General features: G+C 71.7%; 21 protein-coding genes and 1 tRNA gene. 11 read left to right on the forward strand and 11 right to left on the reverse strand.

What is annotated here, in order from left to right:
* Nucleotides 1-73: 73 nt before the first annotated feature.
* A tRNA-Arg gene (locus M3T53_RS03100) sits at nt 74-146 on the reverse strand.
* Nucleotides 147-303: 157 nt separating this feature from the next.
* On the opposite strand from M3T53_RS03100, the gene M3T53_RS03105 reads away from it, so the two are divergent.
* On the forward strand, nt 304-759 hold the full coding sequence (locus tag M3T53_RS03105; protein ID WP_272432994.1) for a ribose-5-phosphate isomerase: 456 nt from the start codon (nt 304-306) through the stop codon (nt 757-759).
* A 19-nt stretch (nt 760-778) separates the two neighbouring features.
* On the opposite strand, the gene M3T53_RS03110 is transcribed toward M3T53_RS03105, so the two are convergent.
* The 6 genes from M3T53_RS03110 to M3T53_RS03135 form a co-directional block, all read right to left on the reverse strand.
* The gene (locus M3T53_RS03110; protein WP_272432995.1) at nt 779-1,468 is read right to left on the reverse strand and encodes a hypothetical protein; all 690 of its coding nucleotides are present in this window, start codon (nt 1,466-1,468) and stop codon (nt 779-781) included.
* On the reverse strand, nt 1,465-2,541 hold the full coding sequence (locus tag M3T53_RS03115) for a LacI family DNA-binding transcriptional regulator (RefSeq protein WP_272432996.1): 1,077 nt from the start codon (nt 2,539-2,541) through the stop codon (nt 1,465-1,467). The genes M3T53_RS03110 and M3T53_RS03115 overlap by 4 nt, the downstream gene beginning before the upstream one ends.
* Nucleotides 2,538-4,055 (reverse strand): 4-alpha-glucanotransferase, encoded by a 1,518-nt coding sequence (gene malQ, locus M3T53_RS03120; RefSeq protein ID WP_272432997.1) that lies wholly within the window; start codon nt 4,053-4,055, stop codon nt 2,538-2,540. Before malQ ends, M3T53_RS03115 begins: the two co-directional genes overlap by 4 nt.
* A gap of 3 nt (nt 4,056-4,058) precedes the next feature.
* Entirely contained in the window at nt 4,059-4,943 is an 885-nt protein-coding gene (locus M3T53_RS03125; RefSeq protein ID WP_272432998.1) for a carbohydrate ABC transporter permease, read from the reverse strand.
* The gene (locus M3T53_RS03130) at nt 4,940-5,785 is read right to left on the reverse strand and encodes a carbohydrate ABC transporter permease (protein ID WP_272432999.1); all 846 of its coding nucleotides are present in this window, start codon (nt 5,783-5,785) and stop codon (nt 4,940-4,942) included. The genes M3T53_RS03125 and M3T53_RS03130 overlap by 4 nt, the downstream gene beginning before the upstream one ends.
* Before the next feature lie 94 nt (nt 5,786-5,879).
* Nucleotides 5,880-7,220: an ABC transporter substrate-binding protein gene (locus M3T53_RS03135; protein ID WP_272433000.1), complete on the reverse strand. Its 1,341-nt coding sequence runs from the start codon at nt 7,218-7,220 to the stop codon at nt 5,880-5,882.
* A gap of 346 nt (nt 7,221-7,566) precedes the next feature.
* Between M3T53_RS03135 and argS the strand changes: the two genes are divergently transcribed.
* From argS to M3T53_RS03155, 4 genes are all read left to right on the forward strand, one after another.
* Complete coding sequence (gene argS, locus M3T53_RS03140; protein ID WP_272433001.1) at nt 7,567-9,246, forward strand: arginine--tRNA ligase; 1,680 nt, start codon at nt 7,567-7,569, stop codon at nt 9,244-9,246.
* Nucleotides 9,243-10,658, forward strand: coding sequence for a diaminopimelate decarboxylase (gene lysA / locus M3T53_RS03145; protein WP_442866916.1), 1,416 nt, complete (start codon nt 9,243-9,245; stop codon nt 10,656-10,658). The genes argS and lysA overlap by 4 nt, the downstream gene beginning before the upstream one ends.
* A 209-nt stretch (nt 10,659-10,867) precedes the next feature.
* A complete protein-coding gene (locus M3T53_RS03150) occupies nt 10,868-13,069 on the forward strand; it encodes a S8 family peptidase (RefSeq protein ID WP_272433003.1) in 2,202 nt (733 codons plus the stop codon).
* A gap of 111 nt (nt 13,070-13,180) precedes the next feature.
* The gene (locus M3T53_RS03155) at nt 13,181-14,056 is read left to right on the forward strand and encodes an aldo/keto reductase (RefSeq protein WP_272433004.1); all 876 of its coding nucleotides are present in this window, start codon (nt 13,181-13,183) and stop codon (nt 14,054-14,056) included.
* A gap of 103 nt (nt 14,057-14,159) precedes the next feature.
* On the opposite strand, the gene hrpB is transcribed toward M3T53_RS03155, so the two are convergent.
* Nucleotides 14,160-16,712 carry an ATP-dependent helicase HrpB gene (gene hrpB, locus M3T53_RS03160; RefSeq protein WP_272433005.1) on the reverse strand — a complete coding sequence of 851 codons (2,553 nt, stop codon included), beginning with the start codon at nt 16,710-16,712 and terminating at the stop codon, nt 14,160-14,162.
* A 95-nt stretch (nt 16,713-16,807) separates the two neighbouring features.
* On the opposite strand from hrpB, the gene M3T53_RS03165 reads away from it, so the two are divergent.
* Genes M3T53_RS03165 through M3T53_RS03190 form a run of 6 tightly spaced genes read left to right on the forward strand, consistent with a single transcriptional unit; the run spans nt 16,808 to nt 22,626 of the window.
* Nucleotides 16,808-17,854 carry a PhoH family protein gene (locus M3T53_RS03165; RefSeq protein ID WP_272433006.1) on the forward strand — a complete coding sequence of 349 codons (1,047 nt, stop codon included), beginning with the start codon at nt 16,808-16,810 and terminating at the stop codon, nt 17,852-17,854.
* A gap of 15 nt (nt 17,855-17,869) precedes the next feature.
* The gene (gene ybeY, locus M3T53_RS03170) at nt 17,870-18,319 is read left to right on the forward strand and encodes an rRNA maturation RNase YbeY (RefSeq protein WP_272433008.1); all 450 of its coding nucleotides are present in this window, start codon (nt 17,870-17,872) and stop codon (nt 18,317-18,319) included.
* Nucleotides 18,316-19,641: a hemolysin family protein gene (locus M3T53_RS03175; protein ID WP_272433009.1), complete on the forward strand. Its 1,326-nt coding sequence runs from the start codon at nt 18,316-18,318 to the stop codon at nt 19,639-19,641. Before ybeY ends, M3T53_RS03175 begins: the two co-directional genes overlap by 4 nt.
* Before the next feature lie 2 nt (nt 19,642-19,643).
* Complete coding sequence (era, locus tag M3T53_RS03180; RefSeq protein WP_272433011.1) at nt 19,644-20,813, forward strand: GTPase Era; 1,170 nt, start codon at nt 19,644-19,646, stop codon at nt 20,811-20,813.
* Nucleotides 20,813-21,892, forward strand: a complete 1,080-nt coding sequence (locus tag M3T53_RS03185) for a permease (RefSeq protein WP_272433012.1) — start codon at nt 20,813-20,815, stop codon at nt 21,890-21,892. Before era ends, M3T53_RS03185 begins: the two co-directional genes overlap by 1 nt.
* The gene (locus tag M3T53_RS03190) at nt 21,889-22,626 is read left to right on the forward strand and encodes a TIGR03943 family putative permease subunit (RefSeq protein ID WP_272433013.1); all 738 of its coding nucleotides are present in this window, start codon (nt 21,889-21,891) and stop codon (nt 22,624-22,626) included. The genes M3T53_RS03185 and M3T53_RS03190 overlap by 4 nt, the downstream gene beginning before the upstream one ends.
* Nucleotides 22,627-22,708: 82 nt before the next feature.
* On the opposite strand, the gene M3T53_RS03195 is transcribed toward M3T53_RS03190, so the two are convergent.
* From M3T53_RS03195 to M3T53_RS03205, 3 genes are read right to left on the reverse strand one after another with little or no spacing between them, the layout of a single operon-like run.
* A complete protein-coding gene (locus M3T53_RS03195; RefSeq protein ID WP_272433295.1) occupies nt 22,709-23,362 on the reverse strand; it encodes a LutC/YkgG family protein in 654 nt (217 codons plus the stop codon).
* 2 nt (nt 23,363-23,364) lie between these two features.
* Nucleotides 23,365-24,987, reverse strand: a complete 1,623-nt coding sequence (locus M3T53_RS03200) for a LutB/LldF family L-lactate oxidation iron-sulfur protein (protein WP_272433014.1) — start codon at nt 24,985-24,987, stop codon at nt 23,365-23,367.
* Nucleotides 24,984-25,787, reverse strand: a complete 804-nt coding sequence (locus tag M3T53_RS03205) for a (Fe-S)-binding protein (RefSeq protein ID WP_272433015.1) — start codon at nt 25,785-25,787, stop codon at nt 24,984-24,986. Before M3T53_RS03205 ends, M3T53_RS03200 begins: the two co-directional genes overlap by 4 nt.
* Nucleotides 25,788-25,984: the final 197 nt, after the last annotated feature.

Genomic DNA, 25,984 nt, shown 5'->3' on the forward strand with positions numbered 1-25,984 from the left:
AGCCCCACAACCACCCGGGAAATAAACGAAGTCTCGGGACATCCGTTGATGATACCCCGAGACCTCACACCGGCGCCCCGAACAGGATTCGAACCTGCGACCTTTCGCTCCGGAGGCGAACGCTCTATCCACTGAGCTATCGGGGCCGACGAGCGACAACTCTACCAGCGTCCCCGCCGCGCGCGCCAACGCCGCCCCCGGCCCCGGGACGGGGGCGGGGGCCGGAGCCCGTGTCCTCGCCGACCGGGTGGTGGATGCCATACTGGATGCGCTCACTGCCACCACGACCCGAGGAGGGGTTCGATGCGAGTCCATATCGGAACCGACCACGCAGGATTCGAGCTCAAGGAGCAGATCGTCGCGCACCTGGCCGAACAGGGGCACGAGGTCGTCGACCACGGGGCCCACGACTACGACAGCCTCGACGACTACCCGCCCTTCTGCTTCGAGGCCGCCGAGGCCGTCGTCGCCGACCCCGGGTCGCTCGGCGTCGTCATCGGGGGGTCCGGCAACGGCGAGCAGATGGCCGCCAACCGCGTCAAGGGCGTGCGCGCCGCCCTCGTGTGGAACGACGCGACGGCCCGTCTGGCCCGCGAGCACAACAACGCGAACGTCGTCGCCGTCGGAGCCCGCCAGCACTCGGTCGAGGAGTGCTTCGCACTCGTCGACGCCTTCCTCGAAACGCCGTTCAGCGAAGACGAGCGGCACCAGCGCCGGATCGGCCTGATGGACGACTACGAGGAGGAGCACCGCCGCTGAGGAGCCCCTCTCGGACCGATCAGGCCGCGGCCCCTGCGTCAGGGCCGCGGCCCTCGTCGTCCTCGGCCCTCGACGGATCCAGGACCGGCCGCGTCGACACGACGCCGACGTAGGCGGGCAGGGCCGCGCCCAGGACGAGCAGGTAGAAGCCCGCGCGCAGCGCCCAGGCGGGGGAGGCCGAGGCGACGGCCAGGGGCAGGGCCGCGACGATGAGGGGGGCCGCCGTCCGGTGGAGTTTGACGACGCCGACGACGAGCGCCGCCCTGGCCAGGACCGGCAGGTCCGCGACCGCCACGGAGCCGCCGTTGAGGAGGCGGTGGGCCATCATCGGCCAGATCCACGCGTGGACGACCGCGACGAGAGCGGCGACGAAGCCGATGACGACGCGCGCCGCCCACATGGCCGCGTCCTGCGCCAGCGACCCGGAGACCGCCCACTCCCAGGCCAGGAGGGCCAGGAGCGCCGCCTCGGCGAGGAGGACGAGCGCGCTGGCCCGCCCCCGGGCGAGGACCGTGCGCAGCGCCGGCAGGAGGGCCGTCGAGTCGGAGTCGACGAGGCGCAGGCAGGCGAGCGTGACGACGAGGAGACCCCACCCCGCCGTGACGACGGGGACCATGAGGACGAGTCCGGCGGCGTTGGCGACGACGAGGGCGGCGATCCACGCGAGCGCCTGGGAGACGGGCGAGGTCGGGGCCAGGGGGGAGCTCACCGGAGAGCTCCTCGAGCGCCGTCGTCGCGCGCCGGCCCCGTGGAGGCCCCCGCGCGGATCGAGCCGGGGATGAAGACGTGCTGGGCGGGCCCGGACTCGATCTGGTCGAAGAGGATCTGGCAGGTCAGGCGGGCGATGACGTCGGGCGGTTGGACGAGGGTCGTCAGCCTCGGCTCGACGTACTCCCCCAGGGTGATGCCGTCGAAGCCGATGACGGAGATGTCCTCGGGGATGCGCAGCCCCGCGTCGTGGATCGCCCGCATGGCGCCGATGGCGATGACGTCGGCGATGGCGAAGACGGCGGTGACGTCGGGGCGCTCGGAGAGGAGGGCCTGGGCGAGGCGGTAGCCGTGCTCGTAGGTGTAGGGGTCGGACCGGTCGTGGGGGACCGAGCGGATGAGCCCCTCGTCGACGTCGAGGCCGGCGTCGGCCATCGCCCGCCGGTAGCCGAGGAGGCGCTGGAGCCCGATCGACTCATCGGTCGAGGGGACGCCGAGGACGGCGATGCGCCGGTGACCCAGGTCGATGAGGTGGCGCACGGCGCGCGCCGCTTCGAGCCGGTCGTCGATGGACACCGACGAGTACAGGCCGTCGGGGACGTGGTCGAGGCGCGGCACGGTCGACATGACGAAGGGGACGTGGAGGTCCTCGAAGATCTTCGCGTCGTGGGTGAAGGACCCGCCGAGGAAGATCACGCCGGCCATGAGGTCCTCGTCGACGACGGTGATCGCCTCCTCGACCTCGTCGGCCCAGTGGGGGACCTTGACGACGGTCAGGAGGTGGTTCCTCTCGCGAACGATCGATTCCATCGTGTCGAGCATCTGTTGGAAGAACGGGTTGTCGATGCCCTTGATGACCAGGGCGATCGTCGGGTTGTGGGTGAGCTTGAGGAAACGGGCGTGCCGGTTGGGCCGGTAGCCCATCTGCCGGGCGAGGTCGAGGATGCGGGCGCGGGTGGCCTCGGAGACGTCGGGCTTGTCGTTGAGGGCGCGCGAGACGGTGACGACCCCGACGCCGGCGGCCTGGGCGATGTCCTTGATCGTCGGGCGGGGCTTGGCCTCTGGTGCGGTCATGTCGTTCCTCGGGGGTGCGCCGGTGCTCTCTCGCTGACCCGCGTCAATCGGGAGACCCGGTCGGCGAGGCCGTCGGTGAAGGCGCCGTCGAGCATCCTCCACTGCCAGTTGCCCTCGGGGACGGCGGGGGTATTGATCCGGGCCGTCCCGTCCAGGCACAGATAGTCTCCCATGGGGACGATGCACGTGTTGGCCACCGACGTCATCGCCCGCGTGATGAAGTCCCAGGGGATCTCCTCGTCGGGGGTGCGGGCGTTGTTGAGGTAGGCGACGGAGGCGGCGCGGTCGTCGGCGGCGAGAGCGCCGTACCAGGACCGCAGGGTGTCGTTGTCGTGGGTGCCGGTGTAGACGACGCAGTCGCGGGGGAAACGGTGGGGCCGGTAGTCGGAGGGCTCGCGCGAGTCGAAGGCGAATTGGAGGATCTGCATCCCGGGGAACCCGGAGCGCGCGCGCAGATCGATGACGCCGTCGGTGAGGTACCCGAGGTCCTCGACGATGAGCGGCAGGGGGCCGAGGGCCTCGCGCAGGGCGTCGAAGAGGTCCATTCCCGGGCCGGGGCACCACTGCCCGTCGGCGGCGGTGGCGTGGCCGGCGGGGATGGCGAAATAAGACTCGAGCCCTCGGAAGTGGTCGAGGCGGACGAGGTCGACGAGCTCGAGCTGGCGGCGCATCCGCTGGACCCACCAGGCGTATCCGTCGTCCCGGTGGCGGTCCCAGTCGTACAGGGGGTTGCCCCAGACCTGGCCGGTGGCGGAGAAGCCGTCCGGGGGGACGCCGGCGACGCGGCGGGGGGACAGGTGCTCGTCGAGGTCGAAGAGTTCGGGGTGGGACCAGGCGTCGGCGGAGTCCGCGGCGACGTAGATCGGCAGGTCGCCGAGGATGGAGATGCCGCGCGAGCGCGCGTAGGAGTGGAGGTCGGACCATTGGGCGTCGAAGACCCATTGGAGCCATTTCCAGTAGGTGATCTCGTGGCCGTGGGAGTCGCGGATCTCGGCGATCGCGTCGGGTCGGCGGTGGCGCAGGTCCTCGGGCCAGGACTGCCAGGGGGCCTGGCCCTGGAGGCCCTTGATCGTCATGAAGAGCGCGAAGTCGTCGAGCCACGGGGAGCAGCGGGCGCAGAACTCCCCGAAGGCGGGGTCGGCGTCGGGGGAGGGGGCGCTCGCGAACGCGGTGCGCAGGGCGCGGTTGCGCGACGCGTAGAGGGCCCCGTAGTCGACGCGCGCCGGGTCGTCGCCCCAGTCGAGTCCGCGCAGCTCGTCCTCGTCGAGGAGCCCGTCTGCGACGAGGCGGTCGAGGTCGATGAAGTAGTGGTTGCCGGCGTGGGTGGAGAAGCTCGAGTACGGGGAGTCCGCGTACCCGGTGGGCCCGAGCGGGAGGATCTGCCAGATCGATTGGCCCGCTCGGGCCAGGGAGTCGACGAAGTCGCGGGCATGGGCCGACAGGCACCCGATCCCCCAGGGGCCGGGCAGGGAGGAGATCGGCATGAGGATGCCGGAGCGACGGGCGTCGAGCACTGCTTATCCCTTCACGGCGCCGGCGACGACGCCCTCGATGATGTACTTCTGGCTGGCGAGGTAGAAGGCGACGATGGGGATGATCGCGAGGACGAGCATCGCCATGAGCGCCCCGAGGTCGTTGGACCCGTGGGAGCCGACGAGCTGCTGGACGACGACGGGGATCGTCTTGAAGGGGGTCGCCAGGCCGATGACGAGGTAGGGCAGGAGGTAGTCGTTCCACACCCACATCGCGTTGAGGATGGCGACGGTGATCATCACGGGCTTGAGCATCGGCATGACGATGCGGAAGTAGTTCTGGAGGGGCCCGCACCCGTCGATCATCGAGGCCTCCTCGATCTCGATCGGGATCGACTTGACGAAGCCGGAGAACACGAAGACCGACAGCCCCGCGCCGAATCCGAGGTAGAGGACGATCATGCCGAGCGGGTTGTCGAGGTTGAGGATGTCGGCGATCTTGACGGTCGGGAACATCACCATCTGGAAGGGGACGACCATGGAGAACACGAAGAGGAGGTAGAGCACGTTCGTCCACCACGTCTTGACCCGGGTGATGTAGTAGGCGGTCATCGCGCAGAAGAAGACGATGACGGCGACCGAGCCGATGGTGATGAAGAAGGACCAGCCGGCCGCGGCGAAGAAGTTCGTCACGCTGACGCCGTTGAGGTAGTTCTCGATCCCCGCCCAGGTCTCGCCCCCGGGCAGGGAGAAGGGGCTGTCGGAGATGAAGAATCGCCCCTTGAACGAGTTCATGAGGATGAACAGGAGGGGGCCGAGGAACACGGCTGTCAGCGCGGCGAGGACGACGTAGGTCAGGGTCGTGCCGAGGAGGCCGCGGGAGGGGGAGTCTGTCGTCGGGTTCTGGGTGGTGGTGGGTGCGGTGCTCACGCTTCGACCTCCTTGCTTCGAGTGGCGCGCAGTTGGATGAATGCGATGGCGGAGACGAGGAGGAAGAAGACCACGGCCTTGGCCTGGCCGACGCCCTCGTGCCCGGGACGCCCGAAGAACGTGTCGACGATGTTGAGCGCCGCCATCTCCGTCTTGTGCAGGGGGGCGCCGTTGGTCAGGGCGAGGTTCTGGTCGAAGAGCTTGAAGGAGTTGCTCAGGGTGAGGAAGAGGCAGATGGTGATCGAGGGCATGACCATGGGGATCGTCACGTTGCGCAGGGTGAGCCACTTGCCGGCGCCGTCGATCTGGGCGGCTTCGATGAGCTCCTTGGGAACGGACTGGAGGCCGGCGATGTAGATGATCATCATGTAGCCGACCATCTGCCAGTTGAGCAGGACGATGATGCCGACGAACCCGTACCACTGGTTGGTGACGAGGGTCGTGTTCCACTTCAGGAGGATGGCGTTGATGATGGTCTGCCACGTGTAGCCCAGGACGATGCCGCCGATGAGGTTGGGCATGAAGAACACCGTGCGGAAGAAGTTCGTGCCCTTGAGCTTGCGGGTGAGCAGGTAGGCGATGGCGAAGGCGAAGACGTTGACGGAGACGACCGACAGGATGGTGATCGCGGCGGTGAAGGCGATGGCCCTGACGAATCCCTCCGATTCGCTGAAGGCCCTGATGTAGTTGTCGATGCCGACGAATGAGGCGTCGGTGACCGTCGTGAAGGAGGAGAAGGACAGGTACAGGCCGATCGCGAAGGGCGCGAGGAAGGCGATGAGGAAGGCGACGAGTGTCGGGCCGAGGAATACGGGCCCGAGTTTCGTGAGGCTCTTGAGCATGGGCGTGGCTCCGATTCGTGGAAGGGGAGCGGGTGCGCGCAGTCCGTGCGGACGACGCGCACCCGCTCTGGTTGGTGTCCGGTGTCGCGGCGCGTCAGGCGCCCTTCTCGGCCTTCCAGCCGGAGACGAACAGGTCGACGACCTCGGTCCAATCCATCTGCCCGGCGGCGTACTGGGACAGGGCGGCCCCGAAGTCGTCCTTGAAGCTCTGGCTCGGGAAGGTCGTGAACACCCACGGGATGGTCGTGGTCTGGGGGTTGGCCATCGAGGCGATGACTTCCTGGGCGAGGGGGTCGGACGGGCGCTCGTCGTCGCCGAAGGTGTTGAACGGCGGGATGAAGCCGAGGTCCTCGACCATGAACTTCTTGCCCTTCTCGCTGGTGATCAGCCAGTCCATGAAGTCCTTGGAGGCCTTCTGGTCGGCTTCGGAGGCCTTGGAGTTGACGGCGAAGAAGTTCTCGGTGCCGACGTTGAGGCCCTGGGTCTCCTCGCCCTTGTGCCCGGTGTAGATCGGGAGCATCTTGACGCTCTCGGCCTTGACCGTGTTGCCCTGGACCTCGGAGACCTGGCCGTAGGCCCAGTTGCCGTTCTGAACCATGGCGGCCTTGCCGAGGGCGAATTCGGCCATCGAGTCGGTGACGGCCTTGGAGGAGGCGAGGGCGGGCTCGATCGTCGAGTTGTTGAGGTAGAGGTCGAAGATGTTCTTGAACTCCTCGTTGTGGGCGAACGTCAGCTCGTCCATGTCGTCGACCTTGTTGTCCTGGTACTCGAAGTACACGGGCAGGTCGGCAAGGTGGGTCTGCCAGCGCCAGTCCTCGCCGGGCTTGAGGGAGGTCGAGGCGAAGACGCCGTCGATGCCGAGCTGGTCCTTCTTCGCCTGCATGTCCTCGACGACCTCCTTGAGCTTGGCGAAGCTCGTGACGTCGTCCATGGAGGTCGCCTTGGCGCCGTCGAGGGCGAAGTACGCGTTGAGGATCTCGTCGTTGTAGATGATGCCGTAGCCCTCGACGACGTAGGGGATGCCGAGGATCTTGTCGTCGGCGCCCAGGGCCATCGACTGGTCGAGCAGGTCCTTGTACATCTCGGTGTCGGACAGGTCGGCGAGGTACTCCTGCCAGGTCCTCATGCCGATGGGGCCGTTGACCTGGAAGAGGGTGGGGGCGTCGGATTTGGCGATCTCGGACTTCAGCGTCTGCTCGTAGGTGCCCGAGGCGGCGGTGACGACCTTGACGGGGACTCCGGTCTCCTCCTGGTAGGCCTTGGCGACCTCCTGCCAGATCGCGTCCTGCTCGGGCTTGAAGCTCAGGTAGTAGACGGAGCCCTTGGAGTCGTCGCCGGAGGAGGCGGAATCGGCCCCCGAGGAGCAGGCGGTCAGGGAGGTGAGGGCTACGGCTGCGGTCATGCTGATCGCTGCGGCCCTGGTGAGCGTCGACATCTGGTGTCCTCCTTCGGACGGGTTGTGGGGCTCGGGCAGCGTCGCCCGAACGGGTGCGGATGGCGATCGGCCGACGAATCGACCGGTAACGTTTCCGGTACTGGGGACTATAGGGGGAAGGCGGCCGTTTCGGTAGGCGAATCTAGGCGAAATGGGTCACGGTTTGGCAACGGTGTGAGAGGAATTTGTCGGGCTTGACAGCGTTTATCCCGCGTCTTCGCAGGTGGTGGGGCACTATGGACCGAAAACGTTTCGGATCGAGGGGCGAGGGGCGCCGCCGACAGGGGAGACGACGGCGCGGACGATCGGTTCGCCCAGCGGCGTCCCGCGCAACTACCCTGGGGGGGTGACTCCTGAAGAACTCGCCTCCCTCATCCGCGACGCCCTCGCCGCCGCCTCCGCCGACGACCGCCTGACCCTGGCCCCCGAGGACCTCCCCCAGGCCGTCAAGGTCGAGCGCCCCCGCAACCGGGACAACGGCGACTGGGCGACGAACATCGCCATGCAACTGGCGAAGAAGGCCTCGATGGCCCCCCGCGACGTCGCCCGAGTCCTCGCCGACGCGCTCGCCGCCCACGAGGGGATCGACTCCGTCGAGGTCGCCGGACCCGGATTCATCAATATCCGCCTGGCGGCCGCCTCGGCCGGCGAACTCGCCCGGACCATCGTCGAGGCCGGCGACGCCTACGGGACCAATCCGCAGCTCGCCGGCTCCCACATCAACCTCGAGTACGTCTCGGCCAACCCCACCGGGCCCGTTCACCTGGGCGGCGCCCGCTGGGCCGCCGTCGGGGACTCCCTCGCCCGCCTCATGGTCGCCTCGGGGGCGACCGTCACCCGCGAGTACTACTTCAACGACCATGGGTCCCAGATCGACCGCTTCGCGTCCTCCCTCTACGCCCGGGCCATGGGCCGGGAGGCCCCCGAGGACGGCTACGGCGGCCAATACATCGCCGACATCGCCGATCAGGTCCGGCGCGACGCCGTCGCCGCGGGAGAGCCCGACCCCGTCGACCTCGACGAGGCGGCCGCCGTCGAGGCGTTCCGCGCCCGCGGCGTCGAGTTGATGTTCGCCGAGATCAAGGCCCGCCTGCGCGACTTCCGCTCCGAATTCGACGTCTTCTTCCACGAGGACTCCCTCCACTCCTCCGGGGCCGTGGACGCCGCGATCGCCCGCCTGCGCGAGCGAGGGGAGGTCTTCGACTCCGGCGGCGCCGTCTGGCTGCGCACCACCGCCTACGGCGACGACAAGGACCGGGTCCTCATCAAGTCCGACGGCCAGGCCGCCTACTTCGCCGGCGACGTCGCCTACTACCTCGACAAGCGCACCCGCGGCGCCGACACCGCGATCTACCTGCTGGGCGCCGACCACCACGGCTACATCGGGCGCATGATGGCGATGTGCGAGGCCTTCGGCGACACGCCCGGCGAGAACATGCAGATCCTCATCGGACAGATGGTCAACCTCGTCAAGAACGGCCAGCCCGTGCGCATGTCCAAGCGCGCCGGCACCATCGTCACCCTCGACGACCTCGTCGAGGCGGTCGGCGTGGACGCCGCCCGCTACGCCCTCGTCCGCGTGTCGATGGACTCCACCCTCGACATCGACCTCGATCTGCTGACCCGCCACACGAACGAGAACCCCGTCTACTACGTCCAGTACGCGCACGCCCGCACCCGCAACGTCGCGCGCAACGCCGCCGAGCACGGGGTGTCGCGAGAGGCCGGATTCGATCCGGGCGCCCTCGATGCTCCGGCGGACGCCGACCTGCTCGGAGTCCTCGCCCAGTTCCCCGCGCAGATCGCCCAGGCCGCCGACCTGCGCGAGCCGCACCGCGTCGCCCGCTACCTCGAGTCGCTCGCCGCCGCCTACCACGCGTGGTACGGCCAGTGCCGCGTCACCCCGCGCGGCGACGACCCGGTCGACGCCGGGCACGTCGCGCGCCTGTGGCTCAACGACGCGGTGACCCAGGTCCTGCGCACCGGTCTCGGCCTGCTCGGCGTGTCCGCCCCGGAGAGGATGTGACCGTGGAGAGCGGCGCTCGCCCCGAGGCCCCCGCCGGCTCCCTCGTCGCCCCCGAACCGGACGAGCGGCCCGACCTGTGGCCCTGGACGGCTAAGCGCGACGCCTCCGGAGAGCTGACCATCGGGGGAGTGGGCGCGGTCCGCCTCGCCGCCGACTTCGCCACCCCGGCCTTCGTCGTCGACGCCGCCGACCTGGCCGGCCGGGCCCGCGTGTGGGCCAGCGCCATGGCCGAGGAGTTCTGGGACGGGTACGGCATGAGCGGGGGCGACGCCTTCTACGCGGGCAAGGCGTTCCTGTCCGCGGACGTCGTCCGCTCGGTGACCGGTCAGGGGATGGGGGTCGACACCGCGTCCCTGGGAGAGCTCGTCCTCGCCCTGCGGGCCGGGGTCGATCCGGCGCGCATCGGCCTGCACGGGAACTCGAAATCCGACGAGGAGATCCGCCTGGCCCTCGAATCGGGCGTCCATCGGATCTTCATCGACTCGGCCGGCGAGGTCGATCGGATCGAGGCGATCGCCGACGGGCTCGGCGTGCGCGCGCCCGTCATGGTCCGCCTCACATGCGGCATCCACGCCGGCGGCAACGAGTACATCGCGACCGCTCACGAGGACCAGAAGTTCGGCGTGTCCATCGCCGACGGCCAGGCCCTCGACGTCCTCCGCCGGGTGCGCGACGCCGAGCACCTCGATTTCCTGGGCCTCCACAGTCATATCGGCTCGCAGATCCTCGGTGTCGAGGCATTCGTCGAGGCGGCCCGCCTCGTCATCGATTTCGCCGCGCTCGCGCGCGAGCGGCTCGGGATCGAGGTCGGGGCCCTGGACCTGGGCGGCGGCGTGGGCATCGCCTACACCGGCGCCGACCCCGTCCCGACTCCTCCGGTCGAGGTCGCCCGCGCGCTGGCCCGGATCGTGCGCGACAGGTGCGGTGCCCTGGGCCTGGCGATCCCCCATGTCAGCGTCGAACCGGGCCGGTCGACCGTCGGGCCGACGACGATCACCCTTTACCGCGTCGGCGCCGTCAAGGACGTGTCCCTGCCCGGAGGCGGCACCCGCCGCTACGTCGCCGTGGACGGCGGAATGTCGGATAACATCCGCCCGGCCCTGTACGGGGCCGACTACACGGCCGTGCTGGCCAACCGGCACGGGAAGAGCGCCCCGGTGCGCTGCCGCGTCGTGGGCAAGCACTGCGAGAGCGGCGACATCGTCGTCCGCGACGTCGACCTGCCCGGCGACGTGCGCACGGGCGATCTCCTCGCCGTCCCGGCGACCGGCGCCTACGGGTACTCGATGGCGTCGAACTACAACATGGCGACCAAGCCGGGCGTCATCGCAGTCGAGGACGGGTGCGCTCGCTGGATGATCCGACCCCAGGGGATCGAGGACCTCCTCGCCCTCGACGAGGGGCTCGGCTGAACGCACCGGCTGCGGGAGCGGTGGGATCCTCGGATCCCACCGCTTCTTTATCCAGTCCATACGAGCTTGGGGATCTATTTACTGAATATAGACCTTTCCACAATGTGATCCTCGTCGTCGACGCCACTTGATTCTTTGGCACAGTGATCGACGTCTCGTCCTCATCCCACGCGGACGAGCGCAGTCACGAGTCAGAGATGAGAACCACCATGCGCAATACCCCCGCGCGCGTCCGGATCGGGGCCGCCGCGGCGGTCGTCGCCGGATTCGCGATGGCCGCCTCCCCTGCGGCGCCTCCCGCCCAAGCCGCCGCCGACGCCCTCGTATCGGCCGACTACATCACCGCCGACGGCGCCCCCGAGCAGGGCGTGCCCCGCAACTACGCCGTCAACCTCGCGGCGTCGGCCTCGGCCGCCCAGTTCGCCGACGCCGTCGCCAGGGCCGAGGCCCTCGGGGCCGTCGTCCTCGAGCAGTACCCCGAGTTCAACTCCTTCTTCGCCCAATCGGCCGATGGGGCGTTCGCCGGCACGCTCAACAACGAGGCCGCGGGCGTCGGGCTGCCGATCGCCTCCATCGGCCCGACCCGCCAGGCCCCCGTCTCCGGAGCCGAGGTCGTCGTCCCCGACGTCGTCCCCGGCGCCCCCGTCGCGCCCGGCGCCGGCGGGGGGCAGGGCGCCAGCCAGCTCGACGAGTACGCCCCCGACCCCGAGAACGCGCGGGCGTGGGGGCTGACCGCCATCGGCGCCATCGAGGCCGCCGCCGTCGACGTCCCCCTCGAACCCGTCACCGTCGGAGTCCTCGACACCGGCATCGACGCGACCCACCCCGACCTCGCCGCCCAGGTCGACGCCGACAAGTCGGTCGGCTGCCAGGTCAACGGCGTCCCCAACCCCGCCCCGGCCGCGTGGGCCGACGACCACTACCACGGCACCCACGTCGCCGGCACCATCGCCGCGGCGAACAACGGCGCGGGCCTCGACGGGGTCGCCCCGAGAGCTCGCCTCGCCGCCGTCAAGGTCTCGAACGCCGACGGGCTCTTCTACCCCGAGTACGTCGCCTGCGGCTTCGTATGGGCCGCCGATCACGACTTCGACGTGACGAACAACAGCTACTACGTCGATCCGTGGGAGTACTGGGTCCCCACCGAGGCCAGCCAGGCCGCCGGACTGGAGGTCGTGCGCCGGGCCGTCGAGTACTCGGCCGCCGCCGGAGTCGTCCACTTCGGCGCCGAGGGCAACTCGGACACCGACCACGACAACCCGACGACCGACTCCGGATCGCCCAACGACCTGCCCGAGGACCAGTTCATCCGCGACCGGGACGTCACCTCCGGGGTCGACATCCCCTCGATGCTCCCCGGCGTGATCTCCGTCTCCGCCGTCGCGATGATGGACGCCGCCGCGGATCCCGCGCAGGCCGATCTCGCGCGCTCGACCTTCTCCAACTACGGCGTCGACTCCGTGGACGTGGCCGCCCCGGGTACCGGGATCTACTCGACGATCCCCATGCGGTACCGCAGCAACTACACCAATCTCAACGGCACGTCGATGGCCTCTCCGCACGCCGCCGGGGTCGGCGCCCTCCTGCGGGCGATTCACCCCGAGGCCGGCGTCGATGAGATCACGGCTCTGCTCAAGAAGCACGCCGCCGAGCTCAAGCCGCGCCTGACCGCCGATCCGGCGGGTAAGGCCTACGAGGGCGCCGGCCTCGTCAACGCCTTGGCCGCCGTCCTCAAGGATCAGCCCCGGCCGACGATCGGCGCCGCCGAGTACTCGGTCGACGGGACCACCTGGCTGCCCCTCGACGGGGCGGGCCTGCCGGCCGCGGCATACCTGCGCGTCCCCGTGTCCGGCCCCGTGACCCGGGCCGTCGTCTCCATCCCCGGTCCCACCGCCGCAGCCCCGGCGACCCTTGGAGCCCCGGCCGAGCCGGTCGACGCGGTCACCGCCGAGGCCACTGCGGACGGCTCCTTCGACGGCTCCGTCGTCGTCGAGACCGGCCTCGTCGACTTCGAGGCGCTGCGCCTCATGGGGTCCTCGCTGACGCTCGACATCGCCGCCTACGGGCGCAACAACGACGAGAGGGCCGACGACGACGTCACCGCCGCCGTTCGGTTCACCGTCGCCGAGGAGAAAGACGAGCCCCTCATCGACGTCGATCCCGAGTCCACGGAGCCGGCGACTCCCGCTCCGGTGGACCCGACTCCGGTCGATCCGACTCCGGCCCCCGAGGGCCCCGCCCCGACGGGCGACGCCCCGGCCGCACCGGCCTCGACGCGGGACAAAGGAGCGGCCACGGCCACGAAGCTCGCGGCCACCGGCGCCGACGCCATCGCGCTCCTGGCCGCCCTCGCCGCGCTCGCCGTCGGCGCGGGAGCCCTCGGCGCATCCAAGCGGCGCGCCGGGCGCTGACCACCCGACTCACGAGCCCCTCCCGGACCGACGAGGCCGGGAGGGGCTCCCCTCTGGGCATTCCCGCGCGATCCCCGCGCGCGCCGGGACGAGCCGCCGTAGGGTGAAAGCATGAGCACTCTCCCAGACGCCCCCGTCCTCACCCTCAACTCCGCGGCGACGATCCCGCAGATCGGCTTCGGCACCTTCCAGATCCCCCCGGAGCAGACCCGGGCCGCCGTCGAGGAGGCTCTCAGCATCGGCTACCGCCATATCGACACCGCCGCCGGCTACTACAACGAGGCGGGAGTCGGCGAGGCGGTCAACGGATCGGGCCTGGCGCGTGACGACATCTTCGTGACGACCAAGCTGCGCAACTACGACCAGGGCGCGAATCGCGCCCGTGAGGCCTTCGAGAGGTCCCTCGACGCCCTGGGCCTCGATCGCGTCGACCTCTACCTCATCCACTGGCCCGTTCCCAGCGCCGACCTCTACGTCGAGACATGGGAGGAACTCATCCGGATCCGCGACGAGGGCCTGGCCACCTCCATCGGCGTGTCGAACTTCCTGCCCGATCACCTGCTCCGCCTCGTCGACGAGACCGGCGTCGTCCCCGCCGTCAACCAGATCGAGGCCCACCCCCTGTTCCACCGGCCCGAGCTGCGCGCCCTGTGCCGAGACCTCGGAGTCGTCGTCGAGGCCTACTCCCCGCTCGGCCAGGGCGCCGACCTCGCCGACCCCACGGTCGTGTCCATCGCCGACCGCATCGGATCGACCCCCGCCCAGGTCGTCCTCGCCTGGCACCTGAGCGTCGGCCACGTCGTCATCCCCAAGTCGGTCCACCCCGACCGCATGGCCGAGAACCTCGCGGCCGCCGCCGTCGCCCTGTCCGACGTGGACGCCGACGAGCTCAACCTCCTCCACCGCGAGGACGGACGAGTCGGTGGAGACCCCGCGACCTTCTCCTTCCCGCAGACCCTGGAGGACATGAAGGCCCGCGGCGAGTGAGCCGCACCGGGCCGCGCGCCCGATGAGTCCGGGGCCGGCCGCCGCTCATGCGGGTCCCGGCCCCCTGCGATGACGACGAGTCGAGGCGCCGCCTGGCACGGGGTCAGCGCCGGGGCTTGGCTCGGGACGTCGGGGTCGCGCTCAGCGGGTCCTCGGGCCACGGGTGCTTCGGGTAGCGGCCCCGGAGCTGGGCGCGGACCTGCCGGTACGGCTCGCCCCAGAACGACTCGAGATCCGAGGTCACGGCGACGGGGCGCCCCGCCGGATCGGTCAGGTGGAGGACGAGGGGGAGGGCGCCGTCGGCGAGAACCGGCGCGCGCGTCCAGCCGAAGGCCTGCTGGACGCGAAGGGACAGGGCCGGGGTCCCGCTCGACCAGTCGACGGGACGCCTCCCCCCGGCGGGGATCTCCAGCGACTCCGGGGCGAGCTCGTCGAGCCGAGAGGCCTGCGGCCACGGCATGAGGGCCCGCAGGGCGTCGAGCATCGACACCGAGTCGAGGCGCGCCCCGCGCCCCAGATCCGGCCCCCGCGGGGCGAGCCACTCGTCGGCTCGGGCGAGCAGGGCCTCGTCGTCGACCGCGGGCCACGGGGCCCCCACGGCCCGGTGGAGCGCCGCCATCCGTTCGCGCAGGGACCTGGCCGGGGCCGACCATCCGAGGGCGTCGAGCCCATCGGCGCGCAGCGCGTCGAGGACGAGGCACACCGCCTCATCGGCGCCGACCCGGCCGGCGTCGCGCGAGGCCAGGGGGATCGCCCCCAGGCGGCGCTCACGGGTCGCCCGGACGCGGCCGTCGACGACTCGGGCGCGGGACTCGTCGACGAGGAGGGGAGCCCCGGCCTCCAAAGCGGCGACCTCGTCGAGGGGCGCGGCGGACAGGATCCTCGCCTGACGGGCGCCGCCCGTGCGATCCAGGGAGGCCACGGCCAGCCACTCCTGCCCCTCGAGCGGGGAGGCCGCGGGAAGGTCGGCGCCGACGCCCTGGGCGAGCAGGTACGACGTCGACCCCGGGCGCCTGCGGGCGATCCAGTCGGGTCGGGCGAGGGCGGCGACGAGCCCGAGCGATTCTTCGCGCCCGGCGGCCACGCGCGCGCCGGCGCCGGTCGAAGCGGCGGGCTCGGACCCGAGCAGGGCCTCCAGGCGCCGGGCGTCGTCGCGCACGCGCCGCGAGTCGGGATCGCGCGCCTCGTCGAGGCGCCTGTCGAGGGCCGCGAGGTCGGCGCCGGGGGAGCGCAGGTCGGCGCCGAGGAGGGCGACGACCCGGCAGGCGCGGCGGGCGCCGAGGACGGGAGCGGCGTCGACGAGGGCGCGGGCCAGCGGAGGGTCGAGGGGGAAGCGGGCGAGGCGCCGCCCGAGGCGGGTCGCCGCCCCCGCGGCGTCGATCGCCCCGATCGAGCGCAGCCGCGCCCCCGCCGATTCGAAGGCCCCAGCCGGGGGCGGATCGAGGAGAGCCAGCCCGGAGCAGTCCGGAGCCCCCCACGCGGCGCTCTGGAGGCGCAGTCCCGTCAGGTCCGCGACGCGGATCGCGGGTTCCGACTGGGCGGGTCGGCGCGCCCAGTCCGCCTCGTCGATGAGGCGCACGGCCGTGCCGGGCCCCAGGCGCGCCGCGCGGCCCGCCCTCTGATCCAGGCGCGCCCGCGACGCGGGGACGGTGACGAGCCGGGAGACGCCGCGAGCCGCGTCGAGCCGCGGCTCGCGCGCCAGGCACGCGTCGACGACGAGGTCGACGCCGGCGACCGTCAGGGAGGACTCGGCGACCGCCGTGCTCACGACGATCCGGCGCCTTCTCCCCGGGGCCAGTGCCTCGTCCTGGGCACGCGCGGGCAGGGAGCCGTGGAGGGGGAGGACGTCGGCGTCGACGCCGTCCAGGAGGGCGCAGACGCGCTCGATCTCGGCGGCGCCGGGCACGAACACGAGGACGTCGCCCGAGGAGTCCCCCAGGTGGGAGACGACGCTGCGGGCGACGTGGCCGAGGAATTCCCTGCGCACGCCGATCCTCCCGTCCCCCACCGGGCCGAGGGGCTCGGCGCCGCGAGGCGGGGGCTCCCACCGGACGGTCAACGGGTGGAGGACGCCGGGCACGTCGATGCGCGCGGGCGCCCTGCCGACGGCCGACTCCAGGAGGGAGCGGACGCGGTCGGCCTCGAGGGTCGCGGAGGCGACGGCGACGACGAGGTCGTCGCGCAGCGCCTGGCGCACGTCGAGGAGGAACGCCAGGGCGAGATCCGTGTCGAGGTCGCGCTCGTGGAACTCGTCGAGGACGACGCCCGCGACCCCGGGCAGCTCAGGGTCGGCGTGGAGGCGGCGCAGGAGGACGCCGGGGGTGACCATCTCGACGCGCGTCGCCGCCGAGACCCGCGAGTCCCCGCGCACCGAGTAGCCGACGTGGCCGCCGACGCCCTCGCCCAGGAGGGAGGCGATCCGGCGGGCCGCCGCCCGAACGGCGACTCGGCGCGGCTGGGTGACGAGGACGCGTCCGCGGCCCGGCGACGTCAGGGCGCAGGCCACGGCCGGCGGCAGGAGCGTCGTCTTGCCCGTGCCCGGCGGGGCGGTGACGACCAGCGCGGCGCCCGACTCGCAGGCGCGGGCGAGGGCGCCGAGGGCGGAGACGACCGGCAGATCCGGCGGGGCGGACAGGAGGTCCTCGAGGTGGCGCACCCCCCGAGTATCCCCGATGCGCGTCCTCGGCCGCCACGACCGGCGGAGGCTAGACTCTCCGCAGGAGCACACCCGAAGGAGGCCCTCGCCCGCCCATGAGCGATCCGACCACCGAGAGCATCGTCACGACGACCCGTCGCGTCGTCATCCCCGCCGACGTCGACCCGGTCCTCGTCCTGGGGACCTCCGACCAGGTGCTGCGCGCCGTCGAACGGGGCTTCGCCCGCGTGCGCGTCCTCGTCGTCGGACGGGAGATCTCGCTGAGCGGGCACCGCCACGATACCGACACGGCCGCCCAGCTCCTCGAGGAGCTGATCTCGCTGGCCAAGCGCGGACAGCCGCTCGACGCGGCTGCCGTCGAGCACGCGATCTCCCTGCTGACGTCGACGAGCCTGGCCTCGGCCCCCGGCGACGAGATTCTGTCGGTCCGCGGCCGCGCGATCCGCCCGAAGACCCCCGGGCAGAAGGCGTACGCGGACGCCATCGACCGGTCGACCGTCGTCTTCGGCATCGGCCCGGCCGGCACCGGCAAGACCTACCTGGCGATGGCCCGCGCCGTGCAGCGCCTCCTGTCGGGGCAGGCTCGCCGCATCGTCCTCACCCGCCCCGCCGTCGAGGCCGGTGAGAACCTCGGATTCCTGCCCGGCTCCCTCACCGACAAGATCGACCCATACCTGCGGCCCCTGTACGACGCCCTCAAGGACATGCTCGACTCCGAGGCCCTGCCCAAGCTCATGGCCGCCGGGACCATCGAGGTGGCCCCCCTGGCCTACATGCGCGGCAGGACCCTCAACGACTCCTTCATCATCCTCGACGAGGCCCAGAACACCACGGCGAACCAGATGAAGATGTTCCTCACCCGCCTGGGCTTCAACTCCCAGATCGTCGTCACCGGCGACTCCTCCCAGGTCGACCTGCCAGGCGCCCAGCAGTCGGGCCTCGCCGTCATCGAGCGCATCCTCGACGGGATCGACGGCATCGAGTTCTGCCACCTGACCAGCGCCGACGTGGTCCGCCACGAGCTCGTCGGCCAGATCATCGACGCCTACTCGCGCTGGGACGAGGCCGGGGCCGCCGCGCGCCGCCTGCGCGCCGAGACCGGGCGCGACCGCATCCGCGCCTCCCGCGCCCGCCACCGCTGAAGAAGGGGACCAGGCATGACCGAGGTCATCAATGAGACCGACTACGAGATCGACGGCTCCGAGTTCGCGGCCCTCGCCGACCACGTGCTCACCGCCATGCACGTCGCCACCGACGCCGAGCTCAACATCCTGTTCATCGACCCCGAGCCGATGGCCGACCTGCACGTGCGCTGGCTCGACCTGCCCGGCCCCACCGACGTCATGAGCTTCCCCATGGACGAGCTGCGCCCAGGCACGCCGGACCGGCCGACGCCGCCGGGAACCCTCGGCGACATCTGCATCTGCCCCCAGGTCGCCGAGGAGCAGGCCCGCGAGGCCGGGCACTCGACGGTCGAGGAGATGCTCCTCCTGGCCACCCACGGGATGCTTCACCTCATGGGGTACGATCACGCCGAGGACGCCGAGCGCGAGGAGATGTTCGCCCTCCAGCGAAAGCTCCTCCTGACCTTCCTCGCGACCCGATGACGAGCGCCGCCGCCGACTCGATCCCCGTCGCCGCCCTCCTCGTCGTCACCGTCGTCGCCCTGGCGGCCGCGAGCCTCCTCCAGGCGCTCGACGTCGCCTTCCAGCGCCTGTCCCTGGCCGCCGTCGACGACCTCGTCGACGAGGACCGGCCGCGCGCCCACGACCTGCGGGCCCTCCTCGGGCACCGGACCCGCGCGAGCCTGGCGCTGCGGGGGGGCCGCACGTTCTTCCAGGTCGTCGTCGCCGTCCTCGTCACCCTCCTCCTCGTGCGCGCCCACCTCCCCTGGTGGGTCGTCGCCCTCGTGTCCGTCGGCCTCGTGTCGACCCTCCAGTTCTTCCTCGTCTCCCTCCTGCCGACCCGGTGGGGGGGCCGCAGGCCCGAGGGGATCGCCCTGGCGGGCACCGGCGCCGCATCGGCGATGGTCGCCGCGACCCGCGCCTTCGACCCCCTCGTCGAGAGGATCCGCGGGAGGCTGCCCCAGCCTGCCCAGACGGAGGCGGAGGCCCGGGCGGAGATGGCCAACGACCTGCGCGAGATGGTCGACCAGGTCGGCGAGACCGAGGGGCTGGAGGACGAGGACCGGGAGATGCTGCGCTCCGTCCTCGACCTGGGGCACACCCTCGTGCGCGAGGTCATGGTCCCGCGTACCGCCATGGTGACCGCCGACGCCGGCCTGCCCGCCGGCAAGGCCCTGCGGCTCTTCGTGCGCTCGGGCTTCTCGCGCGTGCCCGTCGTCGGCGACGACGTCGACGACATCCGCGGCATCCTCTACTTCAAGGACGTTGTCGCCCGGCGCGAGACCCACGGGCGGGACCTCGACCTGACGGCCGAGCAGATGATGCGCCCCGTCGAGTACACGATCGAGATGAAGCCCGCCGACGACCTGCTGCGCCAGATGCAGGCCGACCACTTCCACATGGCGATCGTCATCGACGAGTACGGCGGGGTCGCCGGGCTCGTCACCCTCGAGGACCTCATCGAGGAGGTCGTCGGCGAGCTCACCGACGAGCACGACCGCCACGTCGTCGAGCCCGAGGAGATCGCGCCGGGCGTGTGGCGGGTCCCGTCGCGCCTGCCCATCGGCGAGCTCGGCGAGCTCGTCGGACTGGAGATCGAGGACGAGGACGTCGACTCCGTCGGGGGCCTCCTCGCCAAGGCCATCGGCCGCGTCCCCCTGCCCGGCGCGGTCGGCGAGGCCGCGGGCGTGCGCATGGAGGCCGAGGAAGCGCGCGGGAGGCGCCGCCAGGTGGGGACTATCGTGTGTTCGCGGATCGACGAGGACGGGGTCGCGGGCCCCGACGAGACCGACAAGGAGAACTGATCGTGCGCTTCCCCTCCGACGAGGAGCTGATGTCCGGGCCGAACGCCTTCGGCGACGCCCCGCCGCAGGTCGACGCCGACGAGGAGGGGCCCGTCCCCGGCCCCGCTCCCGCCGACGGGCCGGACGGCGCGGGGATGGACGAGGACGGGGCCGACGGCCTCGACGACGCCGACGACGCGGACCTCGACGCCTTCGAGCGCCTGACCGACCTGCGCGCCCTGCGCGAGGACGCCGACGCCGGCGCCGCCCTCGTCGCCCCCGACTACCCGGAGGGGTTCCGCGCCGGATTCGTCTCCATCGTCGGACGGCCCAACGTCGGCAAGTCGACGCTGACGAACGCCCTCGTCGGCCGCAAGATCGCCATCACCTCGACGCGGCCGGAGACGACCCGCCACAACATCCGCGGCATCGTCCACGCCCCGGACTCCCAGCTCGTCCTCGTCGACACCCCCGGCTACCACCGTCCCCGCACGCTCCTGGGCAAGCGCCTCAACGACATGGTCCGCGAGGCCCTCGCCGAGGTCGACTGCGTCGTCCTGTGCCTGCCGGCCGACCAGAGGATCGGCCCGGGGGACCGCTTCATCGCCCGCGAGCTGCGCGACGTGCGCCGCCCCGTGGTGGCCGTCGCCACCAAATGCGACCTCGTGACCCGCGACCGCCTGATGAAGCACCTTCTGGCCATCGACGAGATGGGCGACTTCGCGGCCATCGTTCCCGTCAGCTCCGTCGAGGGGCGCGGCATCGACACCCTGACGCGGGTCCTCGTCGATCACGTCCCCCCGTCCCCGCCCCTGTACCCCGACGGCGACGTCACCGACGAGTCGCGCGACACCCTCATCGCCGAGTTCATCCGCGAAGCGGCCCTCGAGGGGGTGCGCGACGAGTTGCCGCACTCGCTGGCCGTCCAAGTCGAGGAGATCATCGAGAGGCCCCGCCGCGACGGCGACGACCGCGAGCCCCTCCTCGACGTCCACGTCAACGTCTACGTCGAGCGCGACTCCCAGAAGGCCATCATCATCGGCAAGCGCGGGTCCCGCCTCAAGCAGATCGGCACCGACGCGCGCCCCCGCATCGAGGAGCTCCTCGGACGGCGGATCTTCCTCGACCTGCACGTGCGCACCGCCAAGGACTGGCAGTCGGATCCGAAGATGCTCGGACGACTGGGATTCTGATGGCCCCCGCCGCCTCGCGCCACCGTGCCGACCGGACGGCCCCCCCGCGGGAGCGGACGGGGGCCCGCCTCGCCCTGTGGATCGCGGTGGCGGCCCTCGTCGTCGTCGTCCGCCTGGCGACCGGCGAGCTCGAGCCCCTCCCGTGGGAGAGAGCGCGCGACGTCGTCACCCTGTCGACGAGCGTGTTCCTCGAGGCCTTCCCCTTCGTCGTCCTCGGCGTCGCCCTGTCGGCCCTCCTGCGCGCCTGGGCCGACGACTCCCTCGTCCGGCCCCTCATCGACGCCCGCCCGTGGCTGCGCCGCCTGGCCGTGTCAGTCCTCGGCGCCGTGATCCCCGTGTGCGAATGCGGCAACGTCCCGCTCGCCCGTGGCCTCCTCGCCCGGGGGCTGCCGGTCCCCGACGTCATCGCCTTCACGCTCGCCGCCCCCCTCATCGCCCCGGTGACGATCCTGACGACCGCGCAGGCGTTCGGGTGGACCAGCCCGATCCTCCTGATCCGGGTCATCGGCGGGTTCGCCGTCGCCCACGTCGTCGCGGCCCTCGTCGCCCGGTGGGGAGCGCCCCCGCCCCCGGCCGCGCCCGCCGATGGGGGGACGGCCCCGCGGATCGGGGCCGTCGACGGGCTCCCGGCCCCGCTCGTCGCAGTCGACGGGGCGCACCCCGCGGGGGCCGGCGCCTGGAGACGGGCCCTGACGTTCTTCTCCCGCGAGATCCCCGCGCTCGTGCCGGCCCTAGCCGGGGGGAGCCTCGTCGCCGGGCTCATCCAGGTCTGCGTGGGCCGCGATGCGCTGACGGACCTGGGCTCCTCCCCGGTGGCCTCCGTGATCGCCGGGATGGTCCTGGCCTTCGTCGTGTCCGTGTGCTCGACCGTCGACGCCTTCTTCATCCTCGCCCTCGGATCGGCCTTCCTGCCCGGGGGGATCGTCTCCTTCCTCGTGTTCGGCGCGATGATCGACATCAAGATGCTCGCCCTGCTGCGCACGACCTTCACCACCCGCGTCGTCGCCTGCACCGCCATCGGCGCGGCGGGGGCCAGCCTGCTCCTCGGGCTCGTCGTCAACCTGGTGATGACCCGATGAAGCGCTCGACCCTCAGCCTCCTGGCCGCCCTCGTCGCCTCGTGCGTGATCCTCTGCTACGCCGCCACCGGGCGGCTGGTCCTCTACGTCCACCCCCGCCACGTCCTCCTGTCGGCCCTCATGGCCGCCATCGGCCTCATCGGGTCGATCGGCGCCCTCGCCCTGCGCGCCGGCGACGACCACGAGGACCACGGCGCCGCCACCCCGGGCGCGCGGGGGAGGCTGGCCGCCGGCGGCTCGGCCCTCCTCGTCATCGCGATGACCTGCGCCCTGGGCCTCGTCCCCGCGGCGTCCCTCAGCGCCTCGTCGGCGGCGCGCCGCGCCCCCGTCGGCGCCGCCGCCCCCCTGGCGCCGGCGCGCGAGCCGACCACCCTGGAGACCCTGCCCGAGCGGCCCACCGTGCGCGACTGGTCGGACGTGTCCGCCTCGACCGACCCCCGGGACCTCGACGGCCGCGACCTCGACGTCGACGGATTCGTCATGGTCACCGACTCCCTCGATGAGGACACGTACTGGGTGGCCAGATTCGCCATCACCTGCTGCGCCCTCGACGCGATCCCCGTCGGAGTGCCCGTGCGCGACCCCGGGTGGCGCAACCGGCTCCAGCCGGGGGACTGGGTGCGCCTGTCGGGGACGTTCACCGCCGACGAGCCCGCGCCCGTCGACGGGACGGTCCTCGTCCGCGCCGAGTCCGTCGTCCCCATCGACGAGCCGGACGACCCCTACGTCTACTGAACCGCCGCCCCCGAGCTCCTGACCTCGTGACACGGGAGCGGGGCGGGGCCATCGGCCCCGCCCCGCTCTCCCGCTCGCGGCCTCAGCCGGCGATGACGACCCGGAGGGTGCGCGGCCCGTGGACGCCGTTGACGCGCACGAGCTCGATGTCGCTGGTCGCCGACGGGCCCGCGATCCACGTGGTCGGGCGGGTCGGGTGCTCGCCGAGGATCGCGACGGCCTCGGGGACCGTCTCGACGATCATCGACCGGTCGAGGACGACGACGTGCGTGTCCGGCACCAGGGAGATCGCGCGGCGCCCCTGGTCCGGCTCGCCGTCGAGGACGATCGTGCCCGACAGGGACACGCCGACGCGAGAGCAGGTGACGACCGCGTCGACGCCGTCCAGGTCGAGGGTCGGCACGGGGGCGGTGCGCGAGTCCTCCCGGACCCGCCGGCCCGAACGGCCCGCGGCCTCCTTGTAGGCGTCGGGGAGCCCATCGGGGACGACGACGCTCGTCAGCCCCGCGAGCATCGAGTCGACGGCATCGGCGACCCCCGCCTCGTCGGCGGCCAGGACGACCTCGGCGCCGTAGTCCTCCAGGGCCTCGACCATCGCGGCCACCGCCTCGTCGGAGCCTGGCCCGAACTCCCCCCTGCGCGTGTATCCGCGGGGGATGTCGCCCACGGGCCGGCCCTGCTGGGACCGGGAGATCGCGTCGCGCGCGCGGGCGAGGATCGCCGTCTTCGCATCCATCGTCATCGCTGGGCCTCCTCGTCGTTCGTCAGGTCGGTCATTCCTCGCGAGCTCGCCAGGGGCACCCCCCGGGCGGGGGCGTCTGTGCGGGCCGCCGAGGCGTCGGAATCCGGGTGCGTCCTCTTCCACCACTGGCGGAACGTCTCCTTCGGGGGGACGGGGAGGTCGCGGGCGCCGGTCCACAGGGAGGCGGGGAACGGCAGGGCCCCGATGCGCCCCTTCTTCGCGCCCAGGAGCCTCATCGCCTTGGCGGCCTCGGTGGCGACGCGCCACAGCTTGTCGTTGGACATCACCGGGGCCGACGCGTGCATCCCGATGTCCCAGGCGTCGGGCAGCACCGTCCGCTTGACGTCGACGCTGCGGGCCCTCAACTCGATGAGGATCGACGGGATGTCGATCTTGACGGGGCACACGTCGGCGCACGCCCCGCACAGGGACGAGGCGAAGGGCAGGGTGTGGACCGGGTCGTCCTCGGCCAGGCCCTGGGTGAGCTGGGGGGTGAGGATCGCGCCGATCGGCCCCGGGTAGATCGACCCGTAGGCGTGGCCCGACGTGTGCTGGTACACGGGGCAGATGTTCATGCACGACCCGCAGCGGATGCAGGCCAGGGCCTGGCGGCCCACCGGGTCGGCCAGGGTCTTCGTCCGTCCGTTGTCCATGAGGACCAGGTGGAACTCCTGGGGGCCGTCGCCGGGGGTGACGCCCGTCCACATCGACGTGTAGGGGTTCATCCGCTCGCCGGTGGCCGACCGGGGCAGGAGCTGGGAGAAGATCTCGACGTCCTGGAAGCGCGGGACGATCTTCTCGATGCCCATGAGGGTGATGAGCGTGTCGGGCAGCGTCAGGCACATGCGGCCGTTGCCCTCGGACTCGTAGACGGACACGGTGCCCGTCTCGGCGATTCCCATGTTCGTGCCGGACACGGCGACCTTGGTGTGGAGGAACTTGCGGCGCAGGTGGGCGCGGGCCGCGGCGGTGAGCTCCTGGGGGTCGTCGGACAGGTCCTCGGGGGCGTCGTCCATGCGGTCGAGGAAGATGCCTCGGACCTCGGAGCGGTTGCGGTGGATCGCGGGGACGACGATGTGGCTGGGCATGTCGTCGGCGAGCTGGACGATCATCTCGGCGAGGTCGGTCTCGTGGGCCGTGATCCCCCGGGTCTTGAGGTACTCGTTGAGGTTCGTCTCCTGGGTGGCCATCGACTTGACCTTGACGACCTCGTCGACGCCCTTGGAGGCGATGATGTCGCCGATGATCCGGTTGGCCTCGGCGGCGTTGCGCGCCCAGTGGACGACGCCCCCGCGGGCGGTGACGTTGGCCTCGAACTGCTCGAGGAGCTCGGGCAGGCGCGAGGCGGTCTCGAACTTGACGGCCTCGGCGGCGTCGCGCAGCTCCTGCCAGTCGGGCATCTCGTCGACGCGCATCTGGCGCTTGGCGCGGATCGTCCGGGTCGCGTGGCCCAGGTTGCGGCGCATCTGCGTGTTCGCCAGGGTCTTGCGGGCGCCCTGGGGGAACGTCGTCCCCCAGCGCAGCGTGTTCTCGGGGATCTCGACGGTGGTCCGCCAGCCGCCGGTGTGCGGGGTCTGGGGGGCGGCGGGGGAGGGCATACCGAGGAACGTCGGGGTCATCGGGTCACCACCTGTGCGTGAGCGGGGGCGAAGGAGATATTGGCGAGGAAGGGGGATTCCTTCGTCGAGGCGAGGATCTCGGCCAGGTGCATGATGCGCACTCCCGACCGCAGCCGCGACAGGCCGCCGCCGATGTGCATGAGGCACGAGTAGTCGCCGGTGCACAGGACCTCGGCGCGCGTGGAGATGATGTTCGAGACCTTGTCGGCGAGCATCGCCGTCGAGGTGTCCGCGTTCTTCAGCGAGAATGTGCCGCCGAAGCCGCAGCACACCTCGGCGTCGGGCAGGTCGAGGAGGGTCAGCCCCTCGACGGCCCTGAGGAGGCGGTAGGGCCGGTCGCCGACGCGGGCGATCCTCATCGAGTGGCATGTCGGGTGGTAGGTGACGGTGTGGGGGAAGTAGGCGCCGACGTCCTCCAGGCCGAGGACGTCGGTGAGCAGCTCGGACAGGTCGTAGGTGTGGGCGGCGATCTGCGAGGCCCGGGCGGCCAGATCGCGGTCCCCGACGTGGTCGGCGACGAGCTCCTGTTCGTGGCGGGCGGCGCCGGTGCACGACCCGGAGGGCACGACGATCGCGTCCCATTCGCGGTCGAGGACGGGCTCGAAGGTCCTCACGTGGTTGCGGGCGATGGAGGCGGCCTGCTCGAAGTAGCCGGTGTTGGCGTGCATCTGGCCGCAGCACGTCTGCCCCTCGGGGAAGACGACCTCGTGCCCGAGGCGTTCGAGGACGGAGACGGTGGCCTGGGCGGCCTGGGGGAACATCGTGTCGGCCAGACACGTCGCGAACAGGGCGATGCGCACGGGTTTTCCTTTCACGGGCCCGCCCCTCGTCGGGCGGGCGAACGCCTCCGAGAGTAGGGCTGGGCCGGAGGTCCCGTGAACGGCTGCGGGCCCGAAGTTTCGACGAATCCTCATAAACGCCGGAATAGCAGCGTTTCCCGGTGCTGCGAGGAATCGGGGATGGGTCTTGGGTCCCGGCCCCGTTGGCCCCCGCCGTC

Source organism: Actinomyces sp. B33 (assembly GCF_028437565.1).
Taxonomy (GTDB): domain Bacteria; phylum Actinomycetota; class Actinomycetes; order Actinomycetales; family Actinomycetaceae; genus Pauljensenia.

Bases quoted from the DNA above. Each gene is read 5' to 3' on its own strand.
- M3T53_RS03105 (WP_272432994.1), top strand. From the start codon at position 304: ATGCGAGTCCATATCGGAACCGACCACGCAGGATTCGAGCTCAAGGAG.
- M3T53_RS03115 (WP_272432996.1), bottom strand. From the start codon at position 2,541: ATGACCGCACCAGAGGCCAAGCCCCGCCCGACGATCAAGGACATCGCC.
- M3T53_RS03130 (WP_272432999.1), bottom strand. From the start codon at position 5,785: ATGCTCAAGAGCCTCACGAAACTCGGGCCCGTATTCCTCGGCCCGACA.
- M3T53_RS03135 (WP_272433000.1), bottom strand. From the start codon at position 7,220: ATGTCGACGCTCACCAGGGCCGCAGCGATCAGCATGACCGCAGCCGTA.
- M3T53_RS03150 (WP_272433003.1), top strand. From the start codon at position 10,868: ATGCGCAATACCCCCGCGCGCGTCCGGATCGGGGCCGCCGCGGCGGTC.
- M3T53_RS03155 (WP_272433004.1), top strand. From the start codon at position 13,181: ATGAGCACTCTCCCAGACGCCCCCGTCCTCACCCTCAACTCCGCGGCG.
- M3T53_RS03165 (WP_272433006.1), top strand. From the start codon at position 16,808: ATGAGCGATCCGACCACCGAGAGCATCGTCACGACGACCCGTCGCGTC.
- ybeY (WP_272433008.1), top strand. From the start codon at position 17,870: ATGACCGAGGTCATCAATGAGACCGACTACGAGATCGACGGCTCCGAG.
- M3T53_RS03175 (WP_272433009.1), top strand. From the start codon at position 18,316: ATGACGAGCGCCGCCGCCGACTCGATCCCCGTCGCCGCCCTCCTCGTC.
- M3T53_RS03185 (WP_272433012.1), top strand. From the start codon at position 20,813: ATGGCCCCCGCCGCCTCGCGCCACCGTGCCGACCGGACGGCCCCCCCG.
- M3T53_RS03190 (WP_272433013.1), top strand. From the start codon at position 21,889: ATGAAGCGCTCGACCCTCAGCCTCCTGGCCGCCCTCGTCGCCTCGTGC.
- M3T53_RS03195 (WP_272433295.1), bottom strand. From the start codon at position 23,362: ATGGATGCGAAGACGGCGATCCTCGCCCGCGCGCGCGACGCGATCTCC.
- M3T53_RS03200 (WP_272433014.1), bottom strand. From the start codon at position 24,987: ATGACCCCGACGTTCCTCGGTATGCCCTCCCCCGCCGCCCCCCAGACC.